The organism is Proteus sp. G4415 (assembly GCF_963896075.1).
GTDB classification, from domain to species: domain Bacteria; phylum Pseudomonadota; class Gammaproteobacteria; order Enterobacterales; family Enterobacteriaceae; genus Proteus; species Proteus mirabilis.
The window spans coordinates 1-20,009 of sequence record NZ_CAWQOK010000021.1 but is presented as its reverse complement, the minus strand read 5'-3'; the positions used below and the strand labels follow the sequence as shown (position 1 = coordinate 20,009).

At 40.5% G+C, this 20,009-nt stretch carries 16 protein-coding genes, 1 other RNA gene and 1 pseudogene; 5 read left to right on the top strand and 13 right to left on the bottom strand.

Annotated elements, in window-relative coordinates:
- Positions 1-29: 29 nt before the first annotated feature.
- Positions 30-404, top strand: an RNA gene (rnpB, locus tag AACU95_RS01965) — RNase P RNA component class A.
- Between the two features lie 99 nt (positions 405-503).
- Here rnpB and AACU95_RS01960 read toward each other — a convergent pair.
- Positions 504-1,208, bottom strand: a complete 705-nt coding sequence (locus AACU95_RS01960) for a pirin family protein (protein WP_004245251.1) — start codon at positions 1,206-1,208, stop codon at positions 504-506.
- 114 nt (positions 1,209-1,322) lie between these two features.
- Here AACU95_RS01960 and AACU95_RS01955 point away from each other — a divergent pair, with 114 nt between their 5' ends.
- Positions 1,323-2,225 carry a LysR family transcriptional regulator gene (locus AACU95_RS01955; RefSeq protein WP_004245250.1) on the top strand — a complete coding sequence of 301 codons (903 nt, stop codon included), beginning with the start codon at positions 1,323-1,325 and terminating at the stop codon, positions 2,223-2,225.
- A 72-nt stretch (positions 2,226-2,297) separates the two neighbouring features.
- On the opposite strand, the gene AACU95_RS01950 is transcribed toward AACU95_RS01955, so the two are convergent.
- From AACU95_RS01950 to AACU95_RS01930, 5 genes are all read right to left on the bottom strand, one after another.
- Entirely contained in the window at positions 2,298-2,690 is a 393-nt protein-coding gene (locus AACU95_RS01950; RefSeq protein ID WP_012368850.1) for a DoxX family protein, read from the bottom strand.
- Between the two features lie 171 nt (positions 2,691-2,861).
- Positions 2,862-3,167, bottom strand: a complete 306-nt coding sequence (locus tag AACU95_RS01945) for a YqjK-like family protein (RefSeq protein ID WP_004245248.1) — start codon at positions 3,165-3,167, stop codon at positions 2,862-2,864.
- On the bottom strand, positions 3,151-3,561 hold the full coding sequence (locus AACU95_RS01940; RefSeq protein WP_004248939.1) for a phage holin family protein: 411 nt from the start codon (positions 3,559-3,561) through the stop codon (positions 3,151-3,153). The genes AACU95_RS01945 and AACU95_RS01940 overlap by 17 nt, the downstream gene beginning before the upstream one ends.
- A gap of 6 nt (positions 3,562-3,567) precedes the next feature.
- On the bottom strand, positions 3,568-3,873 hold the full coding sequence (locus AACU95_RS01935) for a DUF883 family protein (RefSeq protein ID WP_004245246.1): 306 nt from the start codon (positions 3,871-3,873) through the stop codon (positions 3,568-3,570).
- A 244-nt stretch (positions 3,874-4,117) separates the two neighbouring features.
- A complete protein-coding gene (locus AACU95_RS01930; protein ID WP_004245245.1) occupies positions 4,118-4,786 on the bottom strand; it encodes a DedA family protein in 669 nt (222 codons plus the stop codon).
- A 723-nt stretch (positions 4,787-5,509) separates the two neighbouring features.
- Between AACU95_RS01930 and sstT the strand changes: the two genes are divergently transcribed.
- Positions 5,510-6,763, top strand: coding sequence for a serine/threonine transporter SstT (gene sstT / locus AACU95_RS01925; protein ID WP_004245243.1), 1,254 nt, complete (start codon positions 5,510-5,512; stop codon positions 6,761-6,763).
- 138 nt (positions 6,764-6,901) lie between these two features.
- On the opposite strand, the gene AACU95_RS01920 is transcribed toward sstT, so the two are convergent.
- Complete coding sequence (locus AACU95_RS01920; RefSeq protein ID WP_143475663.1) at positions 6,902-8,920, bottom strand: oxidoreductase; 2,019 nt, start codon at positions 8,918-8,920, stop codon at positions 6,902-6,904.
- A gap of 269 nt (positions 8,921-9,189) precedes the next feature.
- Here AACU95_RS01920 and AACU95_RS01915 point away from each other — a divergent pair, with 269 nt between their 5' ends.
- Complete coding sequence (locus AACU95_RS01915) at positions 9,190-9,606, top strand: DoxX family protein (RefSeq protein WP_004245241.1); 417 nt, start codon at positions 9,190-9,192, stop codon at positions 9,604-9,606.
- A 116-nt stretch (positions 9,607-9,722) separates the two neighbouring features.
- Here the strand turns inward: AACU95_RS01915 and AACU95_RS01910 are convergent, their stop codons facing one another.
- The 5 genes and pseudogenes from AACU95_RS01910 to AACU95_RS01890 form a co-directional block, all read right to left on the bottom strand.
- Complete coding sequence (locus AACU95_RS01910; protein WP_012368853.1) at positions 9,723-12,521, bottom strand: M16 family metallopeptidase; 2,799 nt, start codon at positions 12,519-12,521, stop codon at positions 9,723-9,725.
- Positions 12,511-14,220 (bottom strand): ABC transporter ATP-binding protein/permease, encoded by a 1,710-nt coding sequence (locus AACU95_RS01905; protein WP_074561704.1) that lies wholly within the window; start codon positions 14,218-14,220, stop codon positions 12,511-12,513. Before AACU95_RS01905 ends, AACU95_RS01910 begins: the two co-directional genes overlap by 11 nt.
- A gap of 62 nt (positions 14,221-14,282) precedes the next feature.
- A pseudogene (locus tag AACU95_RS01900) lies at positions 14,283-17,032 on the bottom strand (TonB-dependent receptor plug domain-containing protein).
- Between the two features lie 103 nt (positions 17,033-17,135).
- The gene (locus tag AACU95_RS01895; RefSeq protein ID WP_004245237.1) at positions 17,136-18,149 is read right to left on the bottom strand and encodes a FecR family protein; all 1,014 of its coding nucleotides are present in this window, start codon (positions 18,147-18,149) and stop codon (positions 17,136-17,138) included.
- Positions 18,139-18,687 (bottom strand): RNA polymerase sigma factor, encoded by a 549-nt coding sequence (locus AACU95_RS01890; protein WP_004248947.1) that lies wholly within the window; start codon positions 18,685-18,687, stop codon positions 18,139-18,141. The genes AACU95_RS01895 and AACU95_RS01890 overlap by 11 nt, the downstream gene beginning before the upstream one ends.
- 171 nt (positions 18,688-18,858) lie before the next feature.
- Between AACU95_RS01890 and AACU95_RS01885 the strand changes: the two genes are divergently transcribed.
- Positions 18,859-19,650, top strand: coding sequence for an energy transducer TonB (locus AACU95_RS01885; protein WP_004245235.1), 792 nt, complete (start codon positions 18,859-18,861; stop codon positions 19,648-19,650).
- A 68-nt stretch (positions 19,651-19,718) separates the two neighbouring features.
- Here the strand turns inward: AACU95_RS01885 and AACU95_RS01880 are convergent.
- Positions 19,719-20,009: RNA-guided endonuclease InsQ/TnpB family protein (locus tag AACU95_RS01880; protein ID WP_161737157.1), on the bottom strand; the 291-nt coding region annotated here is incomplete at its 5' end.

Below are 20,009 nucleotides of genomic sequence, written 5' to 3'. Positions count from 1 at the left end.
AACGCGGAAAATCCTTATAATCCGCCCCCTGAGTTGACTAGACAACCGCTGCTTTATCGTTGTCCCTTCGGGGAGACGGATAGAGGGGAGGAAAGTCCGGGCTCCACAGGGCAGGGTGCCAGATAACGTCTGGGAGGCGCGAGCCTACGACAAGTGCAGCAGAGAGTAAACCGCCGATGGCCTGTTTACAGGATCAGGTAAGGGTGAAAGGGTGCGGTAAGAGCGCACCGCGCAACTGGTAACAGTTTGTGGCATGGTAAACTCCACCCGGAGCAAGACCAAATAGGGGTTCTTATGGTGCGGCCCGCATTGAACCCGGGTAGGTTGCTGGAGCCAGCGCGCAAGTTCTGGCCTAGATGAATGGTTGTCCACGACAGAACCCGGCTTAACGGTCAACTCACCTTATATAAAACCCTCGATTCACTCTGTGGCTCGAGGGTTTTCTGCTTTATTGCTATTGCTAGTGTGATGATAAATGATTGCTCGCTGATATCGCTAGCTGATTAAGAAACGATATCAATAAAAAGACCACGAAAAGCCTTTTGACATCTTAGCGCTAGCATATTGCTATCTTGAATAAAAGCACCATCACCACAACGGATTTCCCCAAGCTCTTGCTCTGAGGTTTGGAAATGGACACCGCCTTTGATAGATTGCAAATAGCCTTTCTGACCTTGTATCGGCAAGGTTATTTCATCCCCTTGCGCTAAATTAATATGATAGAGCCAGATATTTTGCCTTAGCATCAAACTGCCATTATCCCCTGACGGGGAAGCCAATAATTGATATTTTAAATCTTCATTTAAAGCTAATTTTTGTGAAGCGATGCTCTCTTGTTGTGGACACGCGTTTAGCCATAATTGAATACGAGTTAATGGGGTATCTGGACTACTATTTCTTTCAATGTAAGTTTCTGTATTATGAGGCGAAATTAATAAACACTCGTTTTGTTTGGCGGTAAGTGTTCGCCCCATATTATCAAGATAAGTCGCTTCACCTCTTAAGATCAGGTTGACGACATCCACATGAGGATAGGTTTTTGCTTTAAACTCAGAATTTGGTGCGAGCACTTCTTGGTTCAGTACTCTTAATGTGCCATAGTCTAAAAAATGAGGATCGAAATAGTGGCCAAAGGAGAATGTGTAGCGAGCTTGTAGCCAGCCATAGTCCGCTTTGCCACACTGTTGTGCTGTTCTGTATTTTATCATCGCGGTACTTTTCGAGTCGATTAATCAATATATTCATCTTAGAGATATGGACTGTAGATTGTTAGCAAGTTAATCTGGTGCCAATAATCAAATTATTTGATAGAGATAAGTATAATGAGTAAAGATAAAGCCATTACATTGGAATCTCTACGAGTGATGGATGCCATTGATCGTAGAGGAAGTTTTGCTGCCGCCGCTGATGAGCTAAATCGCGTCCCATCAGCACTCAGTTATACCATGCAGAAATTAGAAGAAGATTTGGATGTTGTGCTATTTGACCGTTCAGGACATCGAACTAAATTTACTAATGTGGGAAGAATGTTACTTGAAAGAGGGCGTATTCTTCTTGAAGCTGCAGATAAATTAACTTCTGATGCTGAAGCGCTAGCTCGCGGTTGGGAGCCACATATTACGATTGTGTGTGAAGCATTAACACCCGCATCTCGCTTATTCCCGTTAGTTGAAAAATTAGCTGAAAAATCCAATACACAACTCTCTTTAGTCACCGAAGTGCTTGCTGGAGCATGGGAAAGCTTAGAAAGTGGTAAATGTGATATTGTTATTTCACCGGATATGCATTTTCGTTCTTCATCAGAAATCAATTTCCGCCCTTTATATAATACCACTAGTGTCTATGTTGCCAGCCCTGATCACCCTATCCATAATGAACCTGAACCACTTGCAGAAGAAACTCGCTTAAAATATCGCGGTATTGCTATCGCCGATACCGCAAGAGAACGACCTGTTTTAACTGTACTGTTATTAGATAAACAGCGTCGTTTAACGGTGAGTTCGATTGAAGATAAACGTCGAGCATTAATTGCCGGTTTAGGGGTTGCTACTATGCCTATTGATTTAATTGAAGATGATTTAAAAGAGGGGCGTTTACGTGTGGTTGGCCCTGAATATCATCATGAAAATAATATTATTATGGCGTGGCGCAGAGACAGTATGGGAGAAGCTAAATCCTGGTGTTTACGCGAAATTCCTAAACTTTTTGCCGCAGATAAAAAATAGTTTGTTCGCTAGAGTTTGAGAATACAATTAAAAAAGATCCCCTAGAGGATCTTTTTATTATTAAATCTATTATTACCAATTTTTCTTAAGTAGGCGATCTAAGCTCCATTTACCCGGACCTGTGATAACCAGTAATAAATAGCCACCCGCAATAGTCATATTTTTCATAAACATTAACTGATTTGCACCTTCTGCAAAGTTAGTGTGGAACAGTAGTGCGGTTAACAGCGTAAATACACTGGTGAAGATAGCTGTTGTGCGAGTTAAGAAACCGAATAATATGGCTAATCCACCCCCTAACTCTAATAAAATGGTTAAAGGTAATAAGGCTCCCGGCACACCCATTGATTGCATATACTGTTGGGTTCCTTCATAGGCTTCAATTTTTCCATACCCTGCGCTGATAAATAAAATTGGCATGAGAATACGTGCGATTAATAAGGCAATGTTTTCAAAATTCTTCATGATGTTTATTCCTGATAAAATTTTATATTATTTAATATATCTGTATTTTATTTGTTTAATTGCCAGTTTTTAGTGTAAATAACCACTGTTTGGCTTGAGATATACAATAAAGAAAAAATAATATGGAGGATATTAAGAAGAATTAACATTCTTACACAAAAAAATTGATGTTTAGTCAGCGGTTTTTTTGACAGACTTCTGTAATGTGCGTATTAAACCAACAGCGCCTATCGCCCGTCGTCCCCAACGAACCAGTTTTTTAGGGTGCTTAATGCTATAAAGAGATACCACGCTTGCCCCTATTAACAAGATAGGTTTTAACGAGGTTAAGATATTCCATGCTTTATCATAAGGTGCTGTGACCTCTAACCATGTTTGCCCCTCTTGCGCTAATTGAGTGCGCTGTTGTTGAATTTCATCCAACAACAGCTTTTTGCGTCTTGCTAATGCTAAGGTGCGTCTATTTTGTTTGCTCATCGCGGTATTGCTCCAAAAGACGCTTATCTAATTCTAGTTGTTGGCGAGTATCACCTAACAGCGTTGAATTGCGGGCTTTTCTCAATGTCATGATAGCACCTATTAAGGCACCAACTAGCAAAATAGCCGTTGTAATCGCTAAAGCATGAATACGATATTCAGGTGGGATCACCCAAAAGAGGAGAATAAGTAGACTCATTAAGCCAAAGGCGGTGAGTAATAAGGTGATCCCCGCCATTAAAATAAGCTGAATAAGTGTAATTTTTTCTTCTTCTAGTTCGATGGCGATTAATTTTAGGCGGGTTTCAACCATGCCAACGATAACAGCGCCAATACGACTAAGAGAATTCAGAACCCCGGATGCGGGGCCCTGTGGTCTTTGAGTATCACTCATTATGGATTAACGTTTCGAAAGTAGAACACCGAGTACGACACCTACTGCCGCGCCAATACCAACACCTGTCCATGGGTTTTCACGCACATAGTTGTCCGCTTTACCCGCCATTTCTTTAGTGTTATCGACGATTTCTCTACCTGCATCACTGAGTTTTGCACGAGAGCCACGTAGCGCATATTCAGCTTTTTCTCGTAAACTTTGTAATTCCTCTTTTGATTTATCTGCCGAGGAGTTCAGAACTTCTTCTAGAGTATCAGCCAGAGATTTTAATTCACTACGCAGATCTTCATTTGAACGTTGGTGTGACATGAGTAACTCCTTTAATCAAGATATGAGGTTATACCTATAACAATAGACTAGATTTACCATATAATAAAATTAAATAATGACTTAATTCCCTAAAAAAGAGAAAAGTCTTATTCTTGCCAAGGGTGATATTAAAAAAATAATCAGTAATAGCTTGAAATAAAAAACAAAAGCCTGTTTTAATCATAAAACAGGCTTTAAGATGCTAAATATTAACGCTATAGAAAATAATAGAAATAGCGATAGATTACGGTTGATTACTCTGTTTACTTTTCTTCTTAATGACGACCCATACACTCCCGATTAAGCCAATCACTAATAAACAAACAGGCAGTAGCATCAGAAAATTCATTAAATGATGCTCATATTGGCGGAATAACGGACTATTTCCTAATAAATAGCCTAAGGTGGTTAAAATACCAACCCATAACAGACCACTTAGCCAATTAAAAACTTGAAAACGACCGTTTTGTAAGCCAGCAAGGCCGGCAATAGTCGGCAATAATGTTCTAACAAAAGCGAGAAAACGACCAATAAGTAACGCCGCCAAGCCATGTCGATGGAAAAGTCCATGGGCTCGTTGGTGGTAGTGTTCTGGTAAATGTGATAACCAACTTCGCACAAGTCGGGTGTTACCAAGCCACTTCCCTTGCAGATAACCCAGCCAACAACCTAAGCTAGCACCTGCCGTTAGAATAAGTAAGGTTAATGGAAAATCCATGGTTCCTTTAGCAATTAACACACCCACTAAAATTAATAAGCTGTCTCCTGGTAAGAAAGCTGCGGGTAGTACTCCGTTTTCTAGGAATAGTATGCTGAATAATAAAATGTAAATAATCCAAAGCAGTGAGGGATTCGCTAAGGTTTCGTAATCTTGATGCCAAAGCGCCAAGAACAGCTCTCTTACGATTTCCATATAAAAGGCTTCCTAAAACTGAGTCATTCGGGGGTAAATACAAAAACATTCTCTCTTGTTATCTATTTACCCGTAATACATATCATAGGGTTTATTTTTCATTGTTTAAAACAGCAACACTCTAACAAAATCAATAAAAACTAGACAGAAAATTTTTTCACTTAAATACCCTACAAGCGCTTCATTGAGCAAGAATATTTGAAAAAAGACATTCACTTTTGTTTTCCAGTTTAGGATACGTTGTTTTAAAGAAAAAACCTTAAGAAAACGTAATAATAGAATTACTATGATGATGTTTTACTGAGATAAAAAAGCATTATTTTTCCTTGCTGATTGAAACTAATGTCATGGTTATTTATTCATCAAAAAAAGTGTTTTAAAGTTGCCAATTGGCTAGTTAAACTGATTGAAATGTTATTAAAAAGTTAAAATTAAACTCATCAAGTGATTAAGAAAAATCAAGGTAAATAGTATAAGAGTTAGTTTTTTATTTAACGATTAAATCTAACCTTATGATAATAATAATTTCTTTCATTTGTGGACTGTACGTTAAAAAGAACAAAATCCTATTATGATCACAATTGTGTTATTTTGTTGTTAACAAAAATAGCTAATGATGTATATTTTGCAAAATAAGCTTTTCAGCAAGATTCATTTCCTTATACTGGCAAAAGCAAGCACACAATTGCTTTTTTAAATATTATTTTAAGTAATGGAATAACTATGGATAAACAACAATCCAGAGTACTTAACCTGCTTTTTCAGGGAAGTCTCGTTAAACAAATACTTGCTGGTTTAATTGCGGGTATTTTACTGGCTTGGTTAGCACCAGAAGTGGCTAAAATGATGAGCTTATTAGGTAACTTATTTATTAGTGCCTTAAAAGCCGTTGCGCCTGTTTTAGTCTGGGTATTAGTTATGGCTTCGATTGCCAACCACCGTCAAGGACAAAAAACCAGTATACGTCCCATATTAGTGCTTTATCTGCTCGCGACTTTCTTTGCTGCACTAACAGCAGTAGTGGCAAGCTTTGTGTTTCCCTCAGTATTAACGCTAGTTGTCAATAATTCACAACTATCGCCACCTGAAAATATTGCTGAAGTCTTAAAAGGTGTATTAATTAATGTGGTGGCTAACCCTGTAGATGCACTGATTAACGGCAATTATATGGGGATTTTAGCTTGGGCTATTGGCTTAGGTTTAGCGTTACGCCATGCAAGTGATACGACTAAAGCATTAACACAAGATTTTGCAGATGCGGTAACTAACCTTGTGCGTGTGGTGATCCGTTTAGCGCCAATCGGGATTTTTGGCTTGGTATCATCAACCATTGCTACGACTGGCTTTAAAGCTTTAGCTGGCTACTTGCATGTCTTACTTGTTTTAATTGGTTGTATGCTGTTTGTTGCGCTCGTTGTCAACCCATTGATTGTATTTTGGAAAATTCGCCGTAATCCTTATCCATTAGTATGGGCTTGCTTACGTGAAAGTGGTGTTACTGCCTTCTTTACGCGTAGTTCAGCGGCTAATATTCCGGTGAATATGGCAATGTGTCGTCGTATGAATTTAAATGAAGATACCTATTCTGTCTCGATCCCATTAGGTGCGACCATTAATATGGGGGGAGCGGCAATCACTATTACTATTTTAACACTTGCTGCGGTAAATACCTTGGGTATGCCTGTGGATATTCCAACAGCCTTATTGCTAAGCCTTGTTGCTGCTATTTGTGCTTGTGGTGCATCAGGGGTTGCTGGTGGCTCGCTACTGTTAATTCCGCTTGCTTGTAGCATGTTCGGTATTAGTAATGATTTGGCGATGCAAGTGGTTGCGGTAGGTGTGATGATTGGTGTCTTACAAGATTCAGCAGAGACTGCATTAAACTCATCAACTGATGTGCTATTTACCGCAACGGTCTGCATAGCCGAAGATGAGCGTTTAGTTGCCAATCCATTAACTGAAAAAAATAATGGCTAAAGAGTATAAGTAGTAAATAGATATAAAGAGTAGTAAGACAGGAAGGGTAGTAAGTAACAACAAAAATTAATAATAAAAACAGAACCCCATATAGGAAACTATATGGGGTTTCTGGTTATTGATATGATAAATCGAATGTTAAATAGTAAGTGCTAATTCTGTTCCCTGCTTAATGGCTCGTTTGGCATCTAATGCTTTAGCCTCTTTTGCCCCGCCAATAAGATGGACGGTTTTATTTTCTTGTTGTAACGCTTGCAGTAGCGGACGATAAGATTGTTGTCCGGTACATAAAATCACGCTATCAGCCGCGAGCAGTTGCTGTTGTTCATTATGTTCAATTATTACTCCTTGCTCGGTAATTTTTTGATAATGGCAGCCCGTTAGCCATTTGACCCCTTTTTTCTGCAATGTTAAGCGATGTATCCAGCCTGTTGTTTTACCTAAACTTAAGCCAAATTTCCCACTTTTACGTTGCGTCATAACAATCTGTTTGTCTTTTTTAATAAAAGGATCGGCTGAGGTGATCCCTCCGCGATGCGTAAGTGTTGGGTCAATTCCCCACTCTTTATTAAATGCACAAGGGCTTAAACTACTGCATTGGCCTGTTTGGGTAAGATAAAGGCCAGTGTCAAAACCAATACCACCACTGCCAATAATCACCACTTTTTCGCCGGTTGGTTGATGGTATTTAAGGACATCAAGATAGGTTTTTACTATCGGATTATCATGGCCATCAATCTCTGGAATATGAGGGATAACACCACTGGCTAAAATAATTTCATCAAAATGTTGCAGATGGGAAAGTGTCGCTTCCGTATTATTTTTTACGATCACCCCTGTGATTTGCAATTGCCGCTTAAAGTAGCGCAATGTCTCTTTAAATTCTTCTTTACCCGGAATTTGACTGGCAATATTGAGTTGTCCACCAATACGGTCTTCTTTTTCAAATAAAGTAATATGATGACCACGTTTAGCTGCTGTAATGGCAAATGCTAATCCTGCGGGGCCTGCGCCAACGACAGCAATTTTTTTAGGGGCTTGAGTCGGGGTTAAAATAAGCTCTGTTTCTCGACAGGCAAAAGGGTTTACAAGACAAGATGCTGGGTGACCACTGAATATCTCATCTAAGCAAGCTTGGTTGCAAGCAATACAGGTGTTTATCTCATCCTCGCGACCAAGTTGCGCTTTCAATACGAATTGCGGATCGGCAAGAAAAGGACGCGCCATAGACACCATATCTGCACAGCCTTCCGCTAAAATAGCTTCAGCCACTTGAGGTGTATTGATACGATTAGAAGTGATAAGAGGAATGTTGATTTTCCCCATCAATTGGCGAGTGACATAAGCAAATTGCCCTCTTGGCACCATAGTGGCAATAGTGGGGATACGGGCTTCATGCCAACCAATACCACTGTTGATTAGGGTTGCTCCGGCTTTTTCTACTGCTTGAGCAAGATAAAATACCTCTGAGGCATTAGCTCCCTCGGTAATTAAATCTAACATTGATAAACGATAGATAATGATAAAGTGTTCACCTACAGCTTCTCTTATGCCAGCTAAAATACGTAATGCAAAACGACAACGATTTTCAATAGAGCCACCCCATTGATCATCGCGTTGATTCGTATGACTTACTAAAAACTGGTTAATTAAATAGCCTTCAGATCCCATGATCTCAACACCATCATAGCCTGCTTTCTGAGCTAACTTAGCGCAATGAATATAATCTTCAATAGTCTGTTCTATCTGCTCATGACTCATTGCTTGGGGTATAAAAGGGGTGATAGGTGATTGGATCGCTGAAGGGGCGACTAAATTAGGCTGATAACTATAACGACCAGTATGTAAAATCTGTAAAGCGATTTTGCCATCCTGTTTATGTACCGCATCAGTGACTAATTGATGAGAAGCGAGTTGATCTTCTGACATTAGCGTTGCTGCATGTGGCAACAATACACCTTGCTTATTAGGGGAGATCCCACCGGTGACAATAAGTGCCACCCCTGCTGCAGCTCTTTGAGCATAAAATTCAGCAAGCTTAGGTGCATCATGTGGATCTTCTTCTAGTCCGGTATGCATCGAGCCCATCAAAATACGATTTTTAAGCGTAGTAAACCCTAAATCAAGGGGAGTAAATAAATAAGAATAGTGTGCCATCAGATACCTTTTTTATACTGGTCAGATGAGATATCTATAGCATAACGAGAAGTTGCTGATTAAGAGTTGATTATGTTAATAAGTTGTGATCTTAATCATGGAAAAGGTGAATAGCTCCTAATTAAACGATAATAATCTAAATGCCTCGTCAACCATAACAAATAATGATAATAAAAATTGCACTCATTCATATTTTTTAATCATATAATAATAAATACCCATTAATACGTATTAAAAATGCTCATCACATTGTTGATTTTGGAGACGTTATGATTAATAAATTTAATCAGCTTACAAACCACCCCGATTTAGGTAAGTTTGTTTTACGTGTTTCGCTAGGTGTCTTAATGTTATTACACGGATTACACAAAATGGAGCCAGGAGGACTTGCCGGTATACAGGGAATGTTGGCAAATATTAATTTACCTGCATTTATTGCTTATGGCACATTACTGGGTGAAGTTCTATGTCCTATCTTGCTGATTATCGGTTTATTTACTCGATTTTCAGCATTTGTTGTGGCGGCAACCATGGGGGTTGCGGTGCTGATGGTACATTCCGGTGATCTTTTAGCCTTAGATCCCAAAACGGGGGGATGGGCACCTGAAAGTGCTGGCTTCTATATGTTTGCTGCGATTGCGGTGATGTTTTTAGGTAGTGGTCGTTGGGCGCTCAAAAAAGATTAATAAATTTAATAGACAATAATATTGAATGAAACATTGCTAAGTTATTCAGGTTAGATGAATAAACGCCCAGAATAAAGATATGCTGGGCGTTTATTATTAAAGTGATAAATAGAAATTTATTGCTTTGTTGGCGGTGTTAGTTTGAAGATTTTTTCATTTTCACCCAACCACTGACGAGCAACTTGATTAACATCACTGACACTTATTCCGTTGACAATCGCAGTCTCAGTTAATAGTCGTTGATATTGTTGGTCATCTGTTGCCACTTGGGCAAGTGCATCAGTCCAATAGCTAGCACTCTCTTTGGCTTGCCCATATTCAGTTAACCAAATATTTTTTGCCTCTTGTAATTCTTTATCGGTAATACCTGCTTGTTTTACGTCATTGACCACTTTACGCGCAAGTGCAATTAATTCATCTGCCCGCTGTGGTGATGCGGTAAAGTTTAAACGTCCGGTATAAAAACTACTTGGCAGCTTGGTTAGTGACTCAGAAAAGCCTAGCGAGTAGATCCCGCCCGCTCGTTCACGAAGATTAAGTCTTAAACGTTGGCTGACAACGGTATCAAGCAAGTTAAGTGCTAACAGTTGCTGTTGTGACCATTGGGCTTTGGCTGCGTATTGAATACTGATCATACTCTTATCGCTACTGGCAATAGGGTAGGTTTTATTAAATGAGCTTAATTTGGGATTAATCGCCGGATCAGCCCAAAATAGACGTTGCGATGAACGTGTCGGCAGCGTTGCTATCCAACGTTCGATCATCGGTTTGGCCTGATTTAGGTTAATAGGCCCACTAATCACCAATACCATATCGGCAGGCTGTCCTAGAAGTGATTGATTCGTTTGTTGTAATTGTTGTGCGGTAAACTGTTGCCAAGGGCCTTGTGGCGAAATCACTAAGCGCTCACCGTTTTGATAGCTCTCTTTATTAATATGATCTAAGAAAATACGTTCAACTGGTGTTTTGGCGATCCCTAATGCCGTTGCTTGTTTTTGTTGCTCTAATTTTTGCCCATTAAATTGTGGTGCTGTCACTTTTAAATGCAATAAGGCCAACAAGGTGTCTAACTCATCAATAGGCGCTTCGCCACGCAAGCCGTGGAATAACAACTCACTGTATGGACGCAAACTGATTTGATGCTGTTTACTAAATAACGCTAACTCTCTTGCGTTGTAATGCCCATATCCACTCACTTCTGGTAAGTTTAATGCCCACTGTACCAAGCCTAAACTTTGTCCTGTTTCCAGAGAAACACCTCCGGGAATACGCAGTGATACTTGGATATTATCTTTTAGCCACTGGTCATTTTTAATAATAACTTTTACGTTATTGCTCAGTGTCCACAGCTGTGTTTTTTCAATCGGAAGTGTTTGTGTGGTGACAACAGTACCGGTTTGCTCAGGTTTAATATCTAATACCACCGCATGGGTTTTCAATGTAAACGCACCGGGATCAGATTGTCTAATCTCTTGCCAGCGTTGCGAGGCTTTAGTGGCACTAAATACCTGACTATCACTATCTGGGCCGATAATTGCCACTCGTGGTGAAGCTTGTGTTAGGTATTGGGCAAAATAGTGTTTTAAGGTATCAGGTGTAACGTTATTTATTAGTTGATAACTTAAGTTTAACGCCTGCTTTTTGCTTTGGATTGGCATTTCTAATTCAAGTGCCGTAGTAATTTGGTTAGCTAAATAACCATGCTCATAGCGCTCTTCACCAGCAGCTTGTTGGCTAAGACGTTTTAACAGCGCATTGCGAGCATTATCTAACTCTTGCTGAGATACTGGCTGTGAGGCTAAACGCTGTACCTCAGTAAATAGAATATCTAATGTACCTTGATAATCATCCCCTTTAGGATGGGCAATCATCAATTGTTGTGAGCGACGGGCATCTAACATCGCACCTTGTGTATTGGCACTGACGGAAGGCACTAACCCATTATCAACAATGGTTGAAAAGCGCTGGTTTAAGATGGAGAGCCACAAGGAGTCCATTAAATCATCATATTGACCTTGGCGACTATTTAATGGTGCAGGCAGTGTACGCTGTAGAGTGAATTGCACAATGCGTGAGCCTTGCTCTTTATCAAAAATCGTCTTTACTAATAAATCTTTATTGTCGATAAAGCGGTGCCATGATGGAGAGTCAACGCCTTTGTTTTCACTATTTTTTGCATTGAACATCTGGGTAATATCAGCAATCGCATCACCTTGATTAAAATTACCCACTAACACCAATGCCATTCTTTCAGGCTGATACCAAGTATCGTAATAACGTTTTGCTTCTTTGACATCACCATGCTTAACGATATCTAAGTCCCCAATGGGATCACGATCTAGATAACGACTGCCATAATAACGTAACTCTTCAAGTTGGCGATTAATACGAAAACCAATACCTTGGCGTAATCGCCACTCCTCGACGATCACCGGACGCTCTTTATCAAACTCAACGGGATCAAATGTCATGCCAAAGGCCCAATCGGACAAGATCCTCAACCCTGTTTTTATTTGGGTCGGATTGGCATTAGGCAGGGATAATTTATAGGTTGTTGAGTTTAAGCTCGTTGCCGCATTAACATGACTCCCCAACTTCATTCCTAGGCTTTCAAGTTGTTTAAACCCAGTTGTTCCCGGAAAATGAGTCGTGCCTTTAAAAGCCATATGCTCGGTAAAGTGGGCAAAGCCAAGTTGTTTTTCATCTTCTTGTACCGAGCCACTTTTCACCAGTAAACGCATTTCAACCCCCGTTTGTGGGCGTTGTAGCAAATAGACATTTAAGCCATTATCAAGCGTAAAATGGCGAATATCGGGGCGCAGTGAAAGGGCATTATTGGTATGCTCAGACGAGTTGCCTGTTGCACAACCCAGAAGTGATAAACTGACTGAGATAATCAGTAACTTACGATACATATTCAGTAACTCCAGCTGATTGAGAGGAGGACGCAGTCGGCGCTTGTAATGAAATTACTTGCTCGGCAATAGCGTGAGTGAAACGCTGATGACTGACTAAGACAATGCCCGAGGTTGGTAGATGCTGTTTAAGTAATAACAACATATGTAGGGCATTTTGTTCATCAAGAGCGGATGTGGTTTCATCTAATAAAATAAGATCGGGTTTATTGAGTAATAAACGGGCAAAGATAAGACGTTGTTGTTCACCACCGGATAAGCGTGTTGTCCAATCTGTTTCCAGTGAAAGCTGATTTTTTATTTTATCTAGCCCCACCCAATGAAGCACTTCTTGGTACTCTTGTTGTGAGAACTGAGATGCTTGGCAAGGATAAGCCAATAAGCTATCTAAGCGGGCAACAGGCAGATACATACGTTGTGGGAGCCAACTGATATTGGTTACCCGTTGAATATCTCCTTTAAAATAAGGCCAGTGGCCGCTTAACGCACGTAACAGCGTTGATTTCCCGATACCTGAGCTACCTTCAATTACCGCCAATTCACCCGCTTTGAGAGCAAAGTGAATATTGTTAATTAATAATCTATCGTCTTGCATAAATAGCGATAAATTGGCTGTCAGCTTAGTTTGTTTATCATCTAACTCGGTGATCTCAGGCTGGTGATCATGCTCTAACAACACCACAAAATGATAAAGACGGGTAACCGTTGCCTGCCATGCAGCAATCTCTTTATAGGAGAAAATAAACCAACTTAATGCCCCAGCAACACTGGAGAAGGCTTGTCGTAACTGCATTAACCCCCCTAGCATTAATTCGCCGGCGAGGAATTTTGGCAAAGCAAAAATAATTGGCGCCATTGCCGTGGCTTGCTGATAACCCACAGTAAAGAAAGCAAGGTTTCTCTCATAACGGATAAGGTTATTCCAGTTGCGGATCACCCCTAAAAAGCGTCCCATCAGTTCATGACGATCGCTCATTTCACCCCGTTGACCAGCAATAGCATCACCATGTTGTTTACGTGTGATAAGCGCAGTACGGTAATCCGCCTCTTTACGCTGTTTATCCATATTGATTTTACGTAATGGAGAACCAATGAGCTGGGTGATGGTGATCCCGATAAGAGTATAAATAATACAGGCCCAGAACATATAACCTGGTATATTCCACTCTTTGCCTGCTAAAGAGAAAGAGAGTGCACCAGAGAGTGACCATAAAATAGTGGCAAAAGAGATAAGTGTTAACAGTGAATGTAAAAAGGTCACTGTTAAGCGCATTGTCGATTCAATTAGTAAACGAATATCTTCGGCAATTCGTTGGTCGGGGTTGTCTGGCTCTTGCGAGGTTAACCGCAACATATAGTGTTTACTATTTTTTGATAGCCAGCGCTCAAGCACTTGCTCTGTCATACCTTCACGCCAGCGAATGATCATTTTTTGGCGTAAGAAATCACCCATCACGACTACGGTAATTAATCCGGCAATAATAATCACAAACTGTTGAAGCAGTTTATATAAGGCTTGCCCATCGAGTTGTTGTAGGGCGTTATAGAAGCTGCCATTCCATTCATTCATTTTGACGTTAAACCAAACGGATGAGAGGGTTAACGTTAAAGAGAGAATTAATAGGAACCAGCAGTAAAGGGCGGTACGCCGCCCCCAAAAAGGTGAAACCAAATAGAAAAATTGTTTTATTGTTTTCATTGCTTATTTGTCATGTTTTTATTGTTTATTGACTCGGTTGCTCACATTAACTTCATCAATTTTTAATAGTCATAGCTGACTTGTAGCCAGAACTGTCGACCTGGCTCGTAAGATTTGTACTCTTTATCTTGATAGGTAATGTAATCATTGACATTTTTGGTATTGAGTACGTTATTCACTTCAACGGAAATGCCTACACCGTAAGCAAATTCAGGCTGCCAACTGAGCTTGGTATCCCAAGTAAAACGACTACTGTAATGACGTTTTTTATATTCAAATAGCGGGCCGTACTCACTTGGTTTTGGCGCACCATTATTGGCTTTCTCTGCTTGTGAACGAGCTCCATTCCATTGCAAACGGTTAAACCAAGTCACTCCTACATCATCCCAAACACTGGTTAGCTCAGCGGTCACTTTTAACGGCGAGTTAAAGTTGTCAGAGGGTAAGTCTTTGGCATTGATAATTTTTCCGCCATACCACACCTTGTCATAGTTCATCCCTTGAACGCTGGGATCAAAATTGGCATAACCTGAGTCTTTTGGCGTATTGGTTTTGCTTTTTTGCCAGCTAATCGAAGCATTAAAGACGTGATCGGCTTTAGCAAGCTCCCATGGTTGGCTATTTCTCACGGAGAGCGTTAAGGTATCGTGTGTACTACGACCATTATTATTGAAGTGGCGAATAGCACGTTTTTCATCAATGGTTGAGTCTGGATATTTAGTATCACTACGCACCTCATCACGACCATTGCGATGCACATACTGTAAACGCCAAGTGGTTGAGGCTATCTCTTGTTGTAGACCTAGAGTGAATTCATCGTTATAAGGGGTTTTTAGTGAATCAACACCATCAAAGTCGGTACGATTAGTCCACTTTTCCTCCGATGTTTGACAGTCAAAATAGCAGTGTTGTAAACCGGCATTTTGCGCACCATAAAGGGCGTAAGTGAGCATTGAACGTCCATAGTAACGGTTTACCCCACCAATAATTAAAGTATTACCTGTGCCCCAAATATCGTAAGTAGCACTTAAACGAGGTGAGAGGTTGTTTTTTGTACAAAATCATCACGATCTAAACGTACACCGGGACGTAAGGTGAGGCGTTTATATTGAATATTATCGTCAATAAAAAATGAATAATTGATATAAGACGCATTATGGGTACCCGCTAGAAAACGCGTCGTTTGTGATAAGCTTCCCATCCATTCATCATTGACCGTCATGCCGCGATAGGTATAGTTGTAATAGGTTTTATCACGAATATAAGCGCCTTTGGTGCGGCTAATTTCAAATCCGGTGGTGGGGCGATGAGTGACGGTACCCCACACGATGGGATCAAAACGCATAATACTCTTGGCGCTATAGGTTTCTTGTTTACTAGGCAGATCACCTTGACCACCACTGGAGACTTGATTAGGGTGTTGCCAATCAGTGTAATCTTCTACTTTGATAAAGTAGTCTTGATCATTGGTGCGTTTATCTTCCAGATTTTGATAACCTGCGGTTAACTCTAAGGTTCCTAGCGCAAGTTGATGCTTATAAAGGGCGGTAAAACTGAGTCCATTATGTTCATTATCATAACCGGAGTTATACACAGAGCTGGAGAACAGATAGCTCTTATAACGGGCAATATTACTTGATAGATCAAAAGATTGTTTATCAGAGATATTCCAAGAATATTTGATAAAGTAGTTATCTGAAGTACGCGTTTGATCACGATAATGTGGGCTTTGTAATACATGCTCTAATTCGCCTTCAGGGGTGTGAACAATTCCCCCTTCAGCACTTATCATCATCGGAATGGTTGATTCCCGACGAGAAGCTGAGAAAATTAATCCTGTATTTTCCGTTAAACCTGTTTCAAACTAACCGCCATAGTTTTGTTTATCATATTTTTTCTGGAAACGGGCTGGATTACTAAAATCATTATTTGCAGTATCAAATTTTAATTTGGGATCGGTGAAAATATTATTCCAGCTTGAACGGGTAGTACGGTAATAGGCATTGGCATGGGTTTCACCAGACCAACGACGACTTTGTACTTCAACTGTGCCTCCAGTAAATCCGCCAAATTCAACGGGAATATTGTTATCGTAAACGGTGACACTATCAATAAGTCGACTATCAAGATACATCCCTTGCTCATCACTGGTAATACGGGTATTGGTTTCACCATTGCCCGAATTGGCCGGATCAAAGTCATTATTAAAACTGACGCCATCAAGTTTATAGGCATTTTGATAGCTACTGGAGCCATGAATAGAAATACGTGAGGGCTTAATTTCACCTTGGTTCATCGAGTTGCTATCGTTATTTGCAAATTGAACCGCAGGGTTACTTTTAAGTAAGTCGGTGACATTGCCATCGCCAGTATTACGTTGCTTTATCTCTTCAGAGGTGATGTATTGTGGTGCTGAAACAACATCTGTAGCAGGATGATAACTGCTTCCCACCCCTGTGACTTTAACTTCAGGGATCACAATCGTACTGCTTGTTGCTAATGGACGAATAACAAAGCCATTTCCCTGTGAAATAATTTCCATACCACTACCGATTAACACCTTTTGTAATGCGGTATGGGTTTCATATTGACCAGAGAGTGCAGGAGCCCGTAAGTTTTTTATTGCGTTGGCATCAAACAGAATTTGTACCTGACCTTGTTTAGCAATAGTGTTTAAAGAATCAGCTAAAGATTGCTCTGGTAAAGAGACTGATAGCGTTGCCGCATAACTATAAGGGGCTGCCACGGTAGCCGTTATTAATAATGTGAGTAGCGACCTTTTTAGGGGCCTTTTTTTATTATGTATTCTCATTTCACCAATCCCATTCATAGACTTAATAATTTTTGTTACTAAGTAAGAGGGTGAAATGAGAATTATCCTCACCTGTAAAAAAGAATATTTTTCATGTTTGTTTTTACTTATTGATAATTAACACATTATTTTTATCAGTAAAAATAACATTAACCGGTAAAAGTAGCGGAAGTGCAGTAATAAAGCTTTTCGCGTCATTAATATTTGCTACACCTGATACCTTTATTTTTGCTACATCGGCTGATGAGATATGAACGTTGATATCCAGATAAGGTTTTAATTTAGTGATCACGTCACCAAGTGGTTGTTCAAAGAAATGGAGTTGCCCAAAACGCCAGCTTGCTACAGAATCAGCATTGACTGAGGAAATGACAAATTGATTATCAGTTGATTGGCTAATTGCTTGAGAGCCAGCATATAGGTAAGTCGCAGGGGATTTTTCTGTGGCTTTAACTTCAACAATGCCTTCATGTACGGCGACACTAATTTGATTATTTTGATAACGACTCACTTCAAATTCAGTACCGACAACTTTAATTAATCGCTCATCAGCATGGACATAAAATGGCCGATAAGGATTGGGTTTTACTTTAAAATAAGCCTCACCTTTATCTAACCAAAGGCGTCTTTGGGTTTGGACATACGAGACGCGTACCTGTGTATTTCTATTTAAAAAAACTTTAGAGCCATCAGCGAGGGTCATCTCTTTAGGAAAATTGCTGGTGGCTAAGGTCATATTATCCATTAACAGGGCAGGTAAATGACTATAAGGAAGATATAACACAGCAACTAAACAGAGTGCGGCTGTAGTGTGAATAAAGGGGCGCCAGAGTGAAGATTTCCTTTTTTCTATAGGCACAATAGTAGGGCGTGGTAAGGCTTCACAACTATGCCAAATTTCCGCGATAGCTTGATAAGCTTGTTGATTATCTTTATCTGCTACCCACTGTTTAAAGGCTTGTCGTTGCTGTGAACTCATTTGCTGACTATGTTGACGGGTGAACCAAAGCGCAGCTTGTTCATCAATAGATTGCTGGCTTAATTGATCATGGGTATCTGCCAAAAGCGTTGCAGGCGCCTCATCTGTGTGAGGTTGATTTCCCGACTTACTCGTCATTGGTGCATTTCTCCTGTCCTGCATCGACATATCTTTTACAATGTAATAGTGCTGCGGCAATATGTTTCTCTACCATGCTTATCGAAATTTCCATTTGTTCTGCAATTTCGCTTTGTGATAATCCATCAAAGCGATAAAGAATAAAAGCTTCTCGACGGCGGGGAGGAAGAGTATCAATAGCTTGTGTCAGTAAATCTAAACGCTGTTGATGCTCAAGGACGTGCCCGGGATCAAGCTCTGTCGTATAGGTCTGTACCGCATCTTCTAATTGATAATCTTCTTGATAGATATTTTTTTGTTTTTGGTTTTTCCTCCAATGATCGATCAAAACGTGGTTCGCTATTTTAAATAAAAAAGCACGCTGCTCTTGGACAGGAGTTTGTTCTTTTCGATTTAGCCATAGTGTAAACACATCTTGAGACAAATCATCCGCATCATGGTGATTACCCGTGCGTTTTTGGAAAAAACGTACAAGCTGACCATAGGTTGATTGGTAGGCACAACTGATTTTTTGTGCTAATGATTTATCGCTAGTCATAGTCTCTGGTGTCTAAAAAAGAGTGAAATAATAAGCTCTTACTGCTTCTAATAAGGAATTTTTATAATCAATATTTAGCTGATTTTTTATTGTATTATTAATAATAAGCAATATCATTTGTGTTTGTATTATGCCTATAATTCATTAGAAAGAAAATCAGAGGCAAGAATTATGAGTAGTATGTCGGCGACTTTTCCACGCCGTTGGTCCTTTTCTATTGGTGGGTTAACTGCCAGTATTGTGTTTCATGTCACCTTGGTTGTTGTTGCTATAGGTTGGATAACGACGAAAGATGAGCAATATGCGGTTTTACCTCCAGCAATGACGATGCAAGTGGGGCTTTATCAATTGGCAAAAGCAGAACCTAAAGAGGTTCCTGTTGGGCCTGAACAGGTGATGTCAGTTCCAGAAGCTGCCGAGCCAGAGCCGATGAAAGAGCAACTTGATGTGCCTAAAATGCCTGTAGTCGAACAGGGAACTTATGAGCGAGTTGCGGAAAAGCCAAAGGTGAAACCCGTGGTTAAGCCTAAGCCTGTCGTGGTAAAAGTGCCTGATGATCTTCCCGTTTCAGAAGCGCCAGCAGATACCACAACCGCCCCTTTATCAGGTGAAAACGCGACCAGTAGTGCCGATTTTACCAGTACCGCTTCATCATCTCGCAGTGGTCAAATGGGGTGGGAAAGTTTAGTCCATAGCCATATTGATATGTATAAACGTTACCCTCGTGCAGCATTACGTTTTAAAGCGACGGGAGTGACACAAGTTGAAATTTCGCTCAATGCAAAAGGTGAGTTATTAGATGTGAGTATACAAACCTCGTCTGGTAATCGTATCCTTGATAAAGAAGCGATTAACACTATTAAACGGGCATCGCCATTTCCGGCACCTGAAAGCCACCGTTTAGTTAACGGCTCTTTCTCATTTATTGCACCCTTGAGCTTTGACTATCGGCAAAGTAGTTAATATCGTCATTGAATAGTGTGAGCCATTGACATCCTCCACGCCCTAAAGGACGTGGATCCCTACTGCGTTCAGACTGATGTCTGAATCACCTCGGCGGGTTCCTGCTTCAACGGGCGGTCTGACTGCACCCTCCCTCCACAGGCAAGCACGGCATGTCCTGCCGCTAAAATGTTACGTGCCCCGTTGATATCAGCATTCGCTGTATATCCACATTCAAGGCACTCGAATTGACTTTGTGACGGGCGGTTTTCCTTTGCTGTATGACCACAGCAAGCGCACTTCTGACTGGTGTAGGCTGGTGGTATTGCCACTACCTGACCACCTCGCCAGAGCTGCTTGTACTCAAGCTGACGGCGCAT